This is a genomic window from Mycobacterium sp. NPDC048908, assembly GCF_043197955.1.
Taxonomy (GTDB): domain Bacteria; phylum Actinomycetota; class Actinomycetes; order Mycobacteriales; family Mycobacteriaceae; genus Mycobacterium.
In genome coordinates, this window is the sequence record NZ_JBICUE010000001.1 from 634,751 (window position 1) to 647,014 (window position 12,264).

Below are 12,264 nucleotides of genomic sequence, written 5' to 3' on the forward strand. Positions count from 1 at the left end.
ACTTCGCCGCCGATCGGTCCACGGCCGGGCACAAACGGGAACGGCGTGTCTGCACGCGCTGTCATCGAGGTACGCGACCTGCGAAAGTCGTTCGGCCGCAATGACGCCGAGACACAGATCCTCAAAGGCATCGACCTGCAAATTCTCGCAGGCGAGTTCGTGGTGTTGATCGGCCCGTCCGGGTCGGGAAAGTCGACGCTGCTCAGCATTCTGGGCCTGCTCGAACCACCGTCCAGCGGCGACGTTCTGGTCAACGGGCGCAGCGTGACGCAGCTTTCGCGGCGACAACTGGCCCGCCTTCGGGGCACCAAGCTCGGATATGTCTTCCAGTCGTTCAACCTTCTGGCAGGACTGTCCGTCGCCGAGAACGTGATGCTGAGCGGTCTGCTCACCGGCCACTCCGGATCCGCGCAACACCGACGTGCGATCGAACTGCTGGATCAGTTCGGGTTGGCAGGCAAGGCCAAACGGGTGCCCGCCGAGCTGTCCGGAGGGGAGCAGCAGCGGGTGGCGATCGCGCGGGCGTTGTTCTCCAAGCCCGACGTCATACTCGCTGACGAACCCACAGGGAACCTGGACACCCGAAACGGACGCAACGTCATCGATGTTCTCGAGAAGCTGAATCGCGAGGGGCAGACCATCATCCTGGTCACCCACGACCTCTCGATTGCCGAGAAGGCGCCCAGGCTCATCTCGTTCCGGGACGGTCGCATCGAAAGCGACATCACGTCGCGCAACGCCGCCCAGATAGTATCGACCGAGCGGATCGGGCCATAGCGTGGCGCGTCGACCGCTGGCTGCGACACTGAGCGTCCTTCGCATCATCAATCTGCGGGCGCTGCGCCGGCACAGCTTTCGCGCGCTGTTGGCCGCCGTGTCGCTCGGCGGCGGGGTGGCCGTCGTCGTCGCCGTGATGATCGAGGCCACCAGCGTCAGCGACGCCGTCCACAACGTGGGCTACCAGATCGGCGGGCCCGCGCCGCTGCGGGTCGTCGGTGCGGCCGCTGAAGGCGGCATCGACGCGCAGGCGATAGCGAAAGTGCGCCAGGTAGAAGGCGTTTCGGCGGCGGCCCCCATCGTTCGCGCGGTGACTCTGGCGCGCACCGCGGACCGTGAGGACTACGTGCTGACCCTCGGACTCGACTGCACCGCGCGGTGGATCATCGACCCCGCCGTCTGTCCACCAGGCCGACAGGAACCGCCCGTGCCCGCCACCTCAACGATTTTCGCGACAGGGGCCGGTCAGCCGACGACACTGGTGACCGACGAGGGGCAGCTGCCGCTGACCGGGGTACTGCACACGTCCCAACTCGACACCGTCAACAACGGCCTCGCCGTGGTGCTCCCGCTGAGCACCGCCAAGGCGCAATTCGCCAGGGGCGATCGGGCCGACCTGCTTTATGTCACCTTGGTCGACGATTCGAAGGCACCACAGATTCAGGCGCAGATCCGCGCCGCGCTCGGACCGGGTTACAGCGTCCTGACCCGAAGCGACCCCGACGCCGGAATCGACGTGAACGCCGCGCTGCTGCCGTTGCTGGCGATCTTCGCGCTGATCGCGGTGGGAGTGGGCGTCATCCTGATCGCGCAGATCACCCGGCTTTCGGTCGAGGAGCGCCGACACGAGGTCGCTGTGGCCGCGGCCCACGGCGCCTCACCGCTGGCCACGGTGACCGGATTCCTCGCCGAAGCCGCCGTGCTCGGGGCGATCGGATCGACCCTCGGGGTGCTTGCAGGCGTCGCCATCGCCCATCCCGTGGTCGCGCATGCCAGCGAGCTGACACAGATCTTTCTCGGGGTGAACGTCTCGGTGGTGGTCCACCCGTGGATCCCCGCCGTCGGAGTGGCGATCGGAGTGCTGTTGGCCGTCCTGGCCGCCACGCTGCCCGGCTTGTCGGTGCTGAAAACCGCGATCGCATCCGAACTCTCCGGTCGTGCGCCGCAGACGAACATGGAATCCCGCAGAATCTGGCCCAAAGCGGCGGGGCTGCTGATCGTCGGCGGCGCCGGCGTCGCCGCTACCGAGATCACGACGCGGTCGGGTGGCCTGCAGCAATGGCAGGCTGTCGTCGCCAGCATCGCGGTCGTCTTGGCCATCGTCGGATTTCTCTCGGCCGCAGCATATTTGAGTGCCCAGCTGATAACCCTGTTACGGATTCCGCAGAACCGGGCGCGCGGCGCCACGGTGCGGGTGGCGCTCACCGGTCTTCGCGCCGATGCGTCACGCACCACGGCGATGGCGGGCGCTGTCGCAGTGCCGGTCGTCATCGCATCGGTACTGTCGTCGTTTCTCGTCGGAATCAGCAGCAGTTCCGAGGTCCTCGCCAAGGCGCAGGCCACCGGTCGGCTGGTCGCCACCACGTCACGATTCAACAATTGGCAGGGCCTGGACTCCGGGTTCTCCCCGGAAACGATCACCAAGTTGGCGTCGCTGCCGGGCGTCGGGCATGTCGAGCGGATGGTGGAGATCCAGGTGTCCCTGGCCGACGGCGCATCGGCGTACGTGCGCGCCGAGGATGATACGGCTTTGCCGTTTCCCGTGGTGGCAGGACAGCCCCAGCAGGACACAATGCACGCCGACGAGCTCATCGTCGGCAGCACGCTCGCGCGCGACGAGCACCTTCGCGTCGGTGACTCGATGCGTCTCGGGACAGGCACCCGTGCGCGCACGATGGTCGTCGGCACCATAGTCGCCACCCCGGAACTCGGTGGTCGACGAATCTACATGCCGTTCCCGACGGCACAGGCGATCTACGGCTCCCACCCGGCCGGGCTGGTTCGCGTCGTGCCGGACCACGGCGTTCCGGTCGAGCAGATTGCAAACGAGATCCACTCGGCGACCTTCACTCAACCTGTCAAAGTGGTGAATTCGGCCAGCTACCGCAACGAGATAGCCGACGGCGCCAACAATTTCCTGGTGCCGCTGAACGCGCTCGAATACGGGCTTCTCGCCATCGCCTTCGTCTCGGTGTCGGCGACGCTGTTGCTCGTCGGATTGCGCAGACAGCGTGAGATGGCGCTCATTCAGGCGCTCGGCGCAACCAAGTCGAAGATCTTCGCCATCACCACGGTAGAAGCGATCATCGCAGGCGCGGTGGGTGCCGGCTTCGGCGCGGTGCTCTCCGTCGCCATCACCGAGGCGGTGCGGCGGGCGGCCGTCGTCGTCGTGGGGTCACTGAGCCCGTTGAGCTTTCCGTGGCCGGAAGCGATCAAGTACTCCGTGTTCGCCGCGGCCGCCGCAGTCGTCGCGGCGGTCGTGCCCGCCTGGAAGAACACTCAGGCGGCACCCGCGACAGCGTTGCGCGATGAGTGACTTGGCGGCGATCCGATGAAACTTCCTGACAGCGAGCACTTTACGCAACAGTGGCTGATCCACGGCGTCACACGCGACTTTCGGTTCGAGGGGGTGTGGGCCCTGCCGACACCTGGCGGCAAGGACGACTTTCCGCGGTTGGTGCGGATCTTGACCGGCTTCGACGAGGCCCGCAGACCGGGTTCACTGGTCGGCACACTGTTCGCGATACGCGAGACCGTCGGCCGAATGTTCGGCTGGGACGGCAAACTCGCCGGCAGCGGCAGACCGAGTCTGCGTCGACGGCTGCCCGAGGAGTTGGCAGACGACGCGCCGCCGGTGACCCTGCCGATGGGTCTTGTGCCGCTGTACCAGACGGACAGCGAGTGGGCGGCCGAACTGATCAACAAGACCGTGCACGGCGTCGTCCACGTCGGCTGGACGCAGCACGGGCCGGGCGGCTACCACGGTCAGATAGCGATGTTGGTCAAACCCAACGGATTACTCGGCCGCGCTTATCTGGCGGCGATCGCACCGCTTCGATACCTGATCATCTACCCGCGGCTGTTGAGCTGGGTGGGCCGGAAATGGTCGACCTGCCACAACTATTGACCGACGCCGCCGGACCAGCCTCACTGCCGCATGAATCACAAGGAGACGCAATGGTTTTGCCGCCGGCCGTGTTGAACGCCCACGCTGGAGCACCGCGATGACGGCGCTTCGGGTCCTGGTCATCGGCGCCGGCGTGGGCGGTGTTTCCGTCGCGCGGGCATTGTTGAGCGACGGGCACGACGTCACCGTTGTCGAACGCCGCCGAGACATGCGGCCGGGTGGTGGCTCGGTGACGATCTGGCCCACCGGGTCGACGGTGCTGGCGCAGCTGGGCGTCGACATGGAAGGGGTTGGGCAGCCGCTGTCTTCGGCTCGGATCGCCACATCGACCGGCCGCAGCGTGATGACCATCGACCTCGCGTCGGTGGCGGATCGGCTCGGCGGGGCCGTCCGGCAGGTGCCCCGGCGCGTGCTGCTCGACCGCCTGCTGGACGGCTTTCCCGGCGACCGCATTCGCTGCAATGCCCGCGCTGTCGAAGTGCTGGATCGCGCCACCGGAGTGCAGGTGCGCTTCGAGGACGGCAGCAGCGTCGGCGCTGACCTGGTGATCGGCGCCGACGGGCTGCACTCGATGGTTCGGGACGTCATCGGTGGGCGAACTGCGAAGCCGACCGGCTGGTGCAGTTGGCAGGGGATGAGCACGTTGCCTGGCGTGGTCGACCAGGACGTCGCCGTGCAGATGATCGGCGCATGCGGCAACGTGGGCCTGTGGCCCGCGGGCGGCTCAGATGTGCAGTGGTGGTTCGAGATGCCCTGGTCGCGGGATTTCGTCAGACCGGCCCGCCCCATCGAGATGATTCGCGCGAACTTCGGCGGATGGTCCGACGCGGTCGATCGGGTACTCGCCACGTTGACCGACGATGACCTGGCTGACTCGCCCTTCCCTCATTTCCGGCACCAGATACGGCGGCCGAGTCGGCGCGGCGCAGTGACGCTGCTGGGTGACGCCGCACATACGATGCCGCCCATCCTCGCGCAGGGAACGAATCAGGCGCTGCTCGACACGATGGTGCTGCGCAAGGCGCTGTCGGTCACCAGCAGGTTCGATTTGTGTGGCGCGCTGCGGTGGTATGAGCGGACCCGGCGGCGGCCACTTGCCGCAGTGTCGTGGGTGACGTCGCGTCAGCAACCGCAGAGTGAACCGGTGCTGCGGCTGGCAGGGCGGATTCCGGATTCCCTTGCGACGCGGGCGATGACGAAATTCCTACAGATGACAAGCCACCGTGACGTCGCGGCCGAACTCAGCCACCTACCCGCGTCTCACTCGCGCGCCCGGTGATCGCCATGGACGTAACGGTCGGCGGGGCCCGTTCCAGCTGAAAATCGAACCTTTACAGATCATGGCCAAACTGTCACGCTCTAGAGATGGCAACCCGCTCCTACATCGCTGACGACAAGACCACCGCGGGTGTCCTGCCCGCCGACTCCGTGCCGTCAGGCGCGGGCGCGCTGCTGCGGTATCAACTCAATGTCGTCGCCACCACCGCACAGGACGTGCCGCAATCCGCGGGCGGATGGTTGTGCGACCGCGCGCGCGCCGGATGGGATGTCAACGTGACGGTGGCGGCGGGGGACGCCCGCCCGCTGACGATCCTGGGAGTCACACCACTCGACGTGGAGGAGGGTTTGCTGTCGACGGTCAGGAACTCGGCGCCAGGCGGAACGCTGGCCGTCGGCGCGGACGTCCTCGCCAGCGATGCGGATGTGCGCGCCGAGGTGAGCCGTGTGTTGGGGCGAGGAGCCACCGAGGTCATCGTGTGGGGCAGGCGGTGGCCGACCGGCCTCGGCAGGGCGGCGGACACGGTGACGCACCGGGTCAGCACGGCCGCACGGGCGTTCAAATCGCACGCCCTGCTGGCCGCGGGCCTCGTCGTCACAGATGCGGGCGGCGCGACCGAAGAGCTGTTTCGGGTCGAGACGAAATCGATCCGCCCGCTGCACTCGGTCTGAGGTGGTTACCGGGTCCAGCCCCGGCGGCGCAGCCACCAGTCACGCGCGACCACGACGAGAATCAGGATCGCAAACCCGATGAGGAAGCCGTCCTCGACGTGGCCGACATGATTGCCGCGCAGCATCGCGAGCATGAACACGGCCGACAGCAGTCCGCCGATGTGGATCAACTTGTGGTTCTCCTTCGACCAACCCCACGCCGCGGAGGGCACATCTTCGACGTCGACGCCGGTGTGTCGTTCCACCTCGGTGCTGGCCACGGCTGCTCCTCACGATCGGGGGCGAATCTGCAGACATTCTGGCACAGGGCTACTACGGGCGGCCGTAGACCCGTCCTGCTCACGTTTCTCGGTTTGCTGACCTCGTGGTGGTGCGGGGCGTAGCGTCGTTTGCGCGCCGAAGGGGGATGGCCATGGCGGGGCGGTTGGAAGGCAAGGTCGCGTTCATCACCGGCGCGGCACGAGGTCAAGGCCGCTCGCACGCGGTCAGGTTCGCCGAAGAGGGCGCCGACATCATCGCGTTCGATCTGTGCAACCAGATACCCAGCGTGCCGTATCCCATGGCCACTCCAGAAGATCTCGACGAGACGGTCAACCTGGTCGAGAAGACGGGTAGGCGGATCGTCGCAGAGCCGGGCGACGTCCGCGACTTCGAGCGGCTCAAGGCCGTGGTCGCCAGCGGCGTCGCGGAATTCGGTCGGCTCGACTTCGTGCTCGCAAACGCCGGGATCCTGCCCGCCACCGACGACGAACTCAACGCCGTCGCGTGTTACGTCGATGCGGTCGACGTCCTGCTCAACGGTGTGTACTACACCATCGAAGCGGCGCTGCCCGCGCTCGTCGGCCATGGTGACGGCGGTGCCATTGTCATCACCAGTTCGACAGCCGGTCTCAACGGCCTATGTGCCAGTTACGAACTTCTCAACCATGGCCTGGCGGGATATCAAGCCGCCAAACACGGCGTCATCGGGCTGATGCGGTACTACGCAAAGGCGCTCGCCGAGATGAACATTCGAGTCAACACCGTGCACCCGACCGGGGTGGCGACACCGATGCTGATCAACGCGTACGCGGAGCAGTACTTCGGCAAGCATCCCGAGGCACTGGCCGCATTCGACAACTTGCTGCCCGTCGAGTTGATCGATGCCGCCGACATCAGCGAGGCGATGCTGTATCTGTGCGCAGATTCCGGCCGCTACATCACGGGCATCCAGTTGCCGGTCGACGCCGGTCTCACCGCCAAGTGACTACCCGATTTCGGTGTAGCGGCGCAACGCCTCCTTGCGTTCGGCGGCGTGGTCGACGATCGGTTCGGGATAGTCGGCGTCGTCGACCTCGGGCACCCAGCGCCGAACATAGGCTCCGTCCGGGTCGAACTTGTCCCCCTGGGTCGTCGGGTTGAACACGCGGAAGTACGGTGCCGCGTCGGTGCCACAGCCGGCGGCCCACTGCCAACCGTGTTGGTTGTTGGCCATGTCGCCGTCCACCAACTGCTCGAGGAACCACCGCGCGCCCCACTGCCACGGCAGGTGCAGGTCCTTCACCAGAAACGACGCCACGATCATCCGCACGCGGTTGTGCATCCAGCCGGTCTCGGCCAGCTGTCGCATGCCTGCGTCGACGATCGGATAACCCGTCCTGCCCTCCTTCCACGCCGCGAAGAGCGCTTCGTCCTCGTCGACTTGGATGGCGTCGAACGATCTGTTCCAGTTCCACCACGCGCTGTCGGGTCGGTCGTGCAGCACCGCGGCGTAGAAGTCGCGAAACGCCAACTCCCGCAGGTACGCCTGCGCACCCTTGCCGCGGCCCAGATCGACGGCCATGGTGCGGGGGTGGATGGCGCCGAACTTCAGGTGTGCCGACATCCGGCTGGTGGCGTCGAGGTCGGGTCGGTTGCGATCCTCGGCGTACGTATCCAGGCCGCCGGTAACGAATTTCGCCCACTGCCGACGAGCGGCTGCCTCGCCGGCGGGCAGGTCCAACTGCACTCCCGCGTCAGGGATGTCGACGCCGCCGGGCACGTTCGCCGGATCGATCCAGCGCGCGGACTCGGCACCCGAGTCCGCTGGAGTACGCCAACCGTGCCGCCGCCACGCGTCGTAGAACGGCGTGAACACCTTGTACGGCGTGCCGTCGCCCTTGGTCACCCGGCCCGGTGACACCAGGTACGGCGAACCCGACTCCTCCAGCGCGACATCGCCCAGCGCATCGCGAACCGCGTCGTCGCGTCGCCGGCCAAACGGTGAATAGTCCGCCGACACGTGCACCGACGTCGCGCCGATCTGCTTGGCCACCTGAGGAATCCGTTGTTCTGGGCGGCCACGGGTGAGCAACAACCTGCCGTCCAGGCGGTCACGCACGTCGCGCAGCGCTTCGTACAGGTATTGCAGTCGGCGCGGACCGGACGACGCTTCCAGCCGCGGGTCAAGCACGTAGCAGGCGAGTACCTCGCCATCGGCGGCCGCCGCGTCGAGCAACGCCGGCATGTCGTACAGCCGAAGATCGCGTCGGAACCACAACAGTGTGGGCATCCATTGATGCTGCCCAAAATTCGCGCCAAAGAAACAGGATGCAGTTTTGGAGCGGCACCCCGTTCATGCAGACCACGGAGATTCTCGCGGTGGCGCGGATGTTCGACAAGGCGGGCTATGACGGGCTGATCTGTTCCGACCACCTGATCTATCCGCGCGAGCTGTTCTCTCCCTATCCCGATTCGCCGACGGGTCGGCCCGGGTGGGCGCCTGAAACCCCATGGCCCGACAGTGGGGTGCTGATCGGTGCGATGGCGGCGGTGACGCAACGGCTGAGATTCTCCAACGCCGTCTACGTCGCGCCTGCGCGTCCGTTGATCGAGGTGGCCAAGCAAGTCGCGACGGCGGCGGTGCTGTCAGAGGGCCGGGTGTCGCTCGGCGTCGGAGTCGGCTGGATGCGCGAGGAGTATGAGCTGCTCGGCCAGGACTTCGACACTCGCGGCAAGCGGCTCAACGAGATGCTTCCGGCGCTGCGGCAGCTGTGGCGGGGCGGCTGGGTGTCCTGGAGCGGCGAGCACTACCACGTCCCCGAGCTGATGATCGAGCCGCACCCCGACGCGCCGGTGCCCATTCTCTGCGGCGGCGAATCCGAAGCGGCGCTACGGCGTGCGGCGCGGCTGTGCGACGGCTGGATCGGTTACGCCTATGCCTGGGACGATGCGGTCGGCTCGTGCAGAAGCTGACCGCGCTTCGCCGAAACGATCATCGCGAAGGTGCGCGGATAAATATCGTTGGCTTTGTGGCACATTCGTCAGATGAGGCGGTGCGGGAGCTGGTGGCGTGTTTGTACGCGGCGGTCGACCGGCGTGATTGGTCGACAGTAGAAGCGTTGGTGTCGCCCCGGTTGGGGGTCGAGGTGGGCAGCTCGCAGCCGTTGGGCTGGGACGAGTGGCGCGCCCATCTGGAGGAGTTCATCCGCGCATTTCCGGACGGCCATCACGTCATCGAGGAAGTGCTCGTCGACGGGTCTCACGGGATTTCGCGATGCCGGTTCACCGGCACCCACACCGGAGAGTTCCGCGGGGTGGCGCCCACTGGCGCCAAGGTGTGCATCGCGGGCATCCACATCGACCGCTTCCAGGGCGACATGCTGGTCGCCCACCGCGGCCAACTCGATTTGCATGGGCTGATGGAGCAGCTCAGAAGCGGTGCGTCAACCTGAAGCTTGCGGTGACACCATAGTGGTGTCACCATGACATCATGGAGCTGCAGCCGTACGTGGCCGCGGTGCGTCACGAGCTATCGGTGGCGGCCGCGGCCGGCGGCCCCGATGCCGAGGCGCTTGCCGATCGGCTGACCGCGCCGCTGGAATCGGCCGTCCGGCTGGCACTGCTCGAGGCACTGTCCGAGGCGGCCGAGCAGATCACCCGCGAGCTCGCGCCGGGTTCGGTCGACGTTCGGTTACGCGGCCGCGACCCGGAATTCACCGTGTCGTCGGGCTTGGAAGTGGGGACGGCCGAATCCAGCGACTCTTTCGTCACGCCGGAGTCCGACGACGACCGCGGCACGTGGCGGGTCACGCTGCGCATGCCGGAGCAGTTGCGCGCTCGCGTCGACGCGGCAGCACGCGGCGACGGGGTGTCGGTGAACGCGTGGCTGGTTCGCGCGGTCACCGCCGCGCTCGGTGGGCCGCGGCGCCCCCGCGGGGGTACCGGCAAGCACTTCAGCGGCTGGGTCCGCTAGTCCCACCAGACCGATGAGGAGAAGTGATGCCGAAATTCGATACCCCACAACCCATTACAGCGACCGCGGAGATCTCGGCCGGATCCGTACGGATGATCGCCAGCGACCGCGACGACACCGTGGTCGACGTGCGGCCGCGTGACGAATCATGCAGCCACGACGTCAGAGCCGCCGAGCAGGTGCGTGTCGAGTTCAACAACGGCGGTCTGCTGGTGTCGAGTCGGCGCGGATTCTCGTTCCCGCGCAGGGGTGCGGTCATCGTCGACATCGCGCTGCCATCCGGTTCACGGCTGAATACGGCAGCAGCGTCTGCGGACATCACCGCCGACGGGTCCTACGCCGACTGCGTGTTCGCGTCGGCGAGCGGCGATGTCGAGGTCGGTTCGGTGTTGGGAAACCTCAAGGCGGACAGTGCATCCGGCGGTATCACAGTGGCCGACGTCAGCGGCTCGGCATCGGTGTCGACGGCGTCAGGTGACGCCGTGATCGGAACTCTCGACGGAGATCTGAAGTTCCGCGCGGCGAGTGGCTCAGTGGTGGTCAAGCGGCTACGCGGGCAGCTCAACACGCGGACCGCCTCCGGCGATGTCACTGTCGCGAGCGCTGTCAGCGGCGGCGTCTCGGCGCAGACCGCGAGCGGCGACGTCATGGTCGGAATCGCCGAGGGAACCGCGGCGAAGCTCGACGTGCACACCAGGTCAGGGGCGGTGCACAACTCGTTGACTCAGTCGGACGGCCCGTCACCGGGTGACGAGACGCTCGTCGTCCACGCCCAAACCGCCTCTGGGGACGTCGTCGTGCAGCGGGCCTCCGTGGACGCGCGTTCGCACGGCTAGTCGCCGGGGTCGAACCGAAACACCGTGAGTTTGCCTGCCAGTGCCGCGAACTCGTGCGGCGCGCCGTCGCGGACCAGACCCGCGCGCTTGGCGAAGCCGACCCCGACGGGCACCTTGACCGCGAATGCCCGCAGCACGGGACGCGATTGCGCCGCGTCGAGTTCGACGATTTTCACGCGGCGCGATTTGCGTCCGCGCGAGAGGACGCCCGCTCCGGCCGCCCTTGCGTTGGATGCCCAGTCGGCCCCCGGGTAACCAGCCACCACGTAGAGGCCGCCGTCGTGCTCGAACGGCGTCATCGGCGTGCTGCGCGGCTTACCGGTCTTGCGGCCAGGCACCGTGAGCACCATCGCCGGGCCGGTGGGTAGGCCGAGCTTCTGCACGGCCATCATGAACTTGTTCATCGGCTTCAGATACCGCGGTGGGCGCAACTCTGACATTGATTGTCTCCCGGGCTATTTGGTGAATAGGTGTTGGTGTGCGGAAACCGCGTCCGCGAAGGTCTCGGCTGGCCTACCGAGGATCTTCTCCACCTCGTGGGTAACGAGAGCGGGCTTGTCGACGGTGGCCTCGAGGAACGCGAGGTAGGCGTCGGCGAACTCGGAGGAGAAGCCGATCCCACTGAATCGCTGACGCACGAGCTCGGGGGGCACCTCCTGGTAGCGCAGCCGCCGCCCGAGGACGGCGCCGATGATCTCCACCATCTCGGTGTTGGTGTACGCATTCGGCCCGGTCATCGGAATCTTGCGGCCGACGAGGTCGTCGGTGAGCAGTGCCGTGGCCGCGACAGCCGAGATGTCACGGTCGACGATCGGTGCGGTGGACGCGGTTGCATACGGTCCGCTGACCACATCGCCGGCTTGTATCTGCGGCGCCCACATGCCGAAGAAGTTGGTGATGAACACCGTGGGGCGCAGGCTCACCCATTCCAGGCCAGAGTCGACGGCGAGTTGTTCGACCTCTCTGTTGCGGTCACCGCGGACCCGCGACGGCTGGCGTGAGAAGTCGTCGTCGGCGTTGATGGCCGATAAGGCGACAAGACGCGTGACGCCGGCTTTGCGGGCGTCGTGGATGAGTGGCTCGAGTCGGTCGCCGAGCGCGCGCGAGTTCAGGAACACCGCCGTGGCGCCCGGTAAGCCTTCCTCTGCGGTGCGGACGACCGTGACGCCGTCGGGGAAGCGCACGTCGGGCTGCCGGGTCACGGCGCGCACCCCGACGCCTGCTGCTGCGAGTTCATTGACCAGTGGGCGACCGACGTTGCCGGTTGCGCCGGTGACGAGAATTGTGTTCATGAAGGCAAGGACGGCGGCCCGCGGTGAAAAGTTACCGAACGGCCGACGTAACTTTTCGAACCCGCGCGT

The 12,264-nt window shown here is 66.9% G+C and carries 12 protein-coding genes and 1 pseudogene; 9 read left to right on the plus strand and 4 right to left on the minus strand.

All coding sequences use genetic code 11. From position 1 onward, the window contains the following. Positions 1 to 45: 45 nt before the first annotated feature. From ACGFK1_RS03085 to ACGFK1_RS03105, 5 genes are all read left to right on the plus strand, one after another. A complete protein-coding gene (locus ACGFK1_RS03085; RefSeq protein WP_393425372.1) occupies positions 46 to 777 on the plus strand; it encodes an ABC transporter ATP-binding protein in 732 nt (243 codons plus the stop codon). A 1-nt stretch (position 778) separates the two neighbouring features. Then, the gene (locus ACGFK1_RS03090) at positions 779 to 3,313 is read left to right on the plus strand and encodes an ABC transporter permease (protein WP_393425375.1); all 2,535 of its coding nucleotides are present in this window, start codon (positions 779 to 781) and stop codon (positions 3,311 to 3,313) included. Positions 3,314 to 3,328: 15 nt separating this feature from the next. After that, positions 3,329 to 3,904 carry a DUF2867 domain-containing protein gene (locus ACGFK1_RS03095; protein WP_393425378.1) on the plus strand — a complete coding sequence of 192 codons (576 nt, stop codon included), beginning with the start codon at positions 3,329 to 3,331 and terminating at the stop codon, positions 3,902 to 3,904. A 97-nt stretch (positions 3,905 to 4,001) separates the two neighbouring features. Beyond that, positions 4,002 to 5,183 (plus strand): FAD-dependent oxidoreductase, encoded by a 1,182-nt coding sequence (locus tag ACGFK1_RS03100; protein ID WP_393425381.1) that lies wholly within the window; start codon positions 4,002 to 4,004, stop codon positions 5,181 to 5,183. 86 nt (positions 5,184 to 5,269) lie between these two features. Beyond that, the gene (locus ACGFK1_RS03105; protein ID WP_393425384.1) at positions 5,270 to 5,854 is read left to right on the plus strand and encodes a hypothetical protein; all 585 of its coding nucleotides are present in this window, start codon (positions 5,270 to 5,272) and stop codon (positions 5,852 to 5,854) included. A gap of 5 nt (positions 5,855 to 5,859) precedes the next feature. Here the strand turns inward: ACGFK1_RS03105 and ACGFK1_RS03110 are convergent, their stop codons facing one another. Continuing rightward, on the minus strand, positions 5,860 to 6,114 hold the full coding sequence (locus ACGFK1_RS03110) for a DUF2631 domain-containing protein (RefSeq protein WP_393425386.1): 255 nt from the start codon (positions 6,112 to 6,114) through the stop codon (positions 5,860 to 5,862). 152 nt (positions 6,115 to 6,266) lie between these two features. Here ACGFK1_RS03110 and ACGFK1_RS03115 point away from each other — a divergent pair, with 152 nt between their 5' ends. Next, positions 6,267 to 7,100, plus strand: a complete 834-nt coding sequence (locus ACGFK1_RS03115) for a mycofactocin-coupled SDR family oxidoreductase (RefSeq protein WP_393425389.1) — start codon at positions 6,267 to 6,269, stop codon at positions 7,098 to 7,100. On the opposite strand, the gene ACGFK1_RS03120 is transcribed toward ACGFK1_RS03115, so the two are convergent. Beyond that, positions 7,101 to 8,384 (minus strand): cryptochrome/photolyase family protein, encoded by a 1,284-nt coding sequence (locus tag ACGFK1_RS03120; protein WP_393425392.1) that lies wholly within the window; start codon positions 8,382 to 8,384, stop codon positions 7,101 to 7,103. A 38-nt stretch (positions 8,385 to 8,422) separates the two neighbouring features. Between ACGFK1_RS03120 and ACGFK1_RS03125 the strand changes: the two are divergent. From ACGFK1_RS03125 to ACGFK1_RS03135, 3 genes and pseudogenes are all read left to right on the plus strand, one after another. Beyond that, positions 8,423 to 9,546, plus strand: a pseudogene (locus tag ACGFK1_RS03125) (TIGR03619 family F420-dependent LLM class oxidoreductase). Between the two features lie 38 nt (positions 9,547 to 9,584). Beyond that, positions 9,585 to 10,067, plus strand: coding sequence for a histidine kinase (locus ACGFK1_RS03130; RefSeq protein WP_393425395.1), 483 nt, complete (start codon positions 9,585 to 9,587; stop codon positions 10,065 to 10,067). A gap of 26 nt (positions 10,068 to 10,093) precedes the next feature. Continuing rightward, on the plus strand, positions 10,094 to 10,903 hold the full coding sequence (locus ACGFK1_RS03135; RefSeq protein WP_393425398.1) for a DUF4097 domain-containing protein: 810 nt from the start codon (positions 10,094 to 10,096) through the stop codon (positions 10,901 to 10,903). On the opposite strand, the gene ACGFK1_RS03140 is transcribed toward ACGFK1_RS03135, so the two are convergent. Continuing rightward, positions 10,900 to 11,343, minus strand: coding sequence for a nitroreductase family deazaflavin-dependent oxidoreductase (locus ACGFK1_RS03140; RefSeq protein WP_393425400.1), 444 nt, complete (start codon positions 11,341 to 11,343; stop codon positions 10,900 to 10,902). The two genes, ACGFK1_RS03135 and ACGFK1_RS03140, sit on opposite strands and share 4 nt — an antisense overlap. A gap of 15 nt (positions 11,344 to 11,358) precedes the next feature. Further along, complete coding sequence (locus ACGFK1_RS03145) at positions 11,359 to 12,195, minus strand: NAD(P)H-binding protein (protein WP_393425402.1); 837 nt, start codon at positions 12,193 to 12,195, stop codon at positions 11,359 to 11,361. Between the last annotated feature and the right edge of the window lie 69 nt (positions 12,196 to 12,264).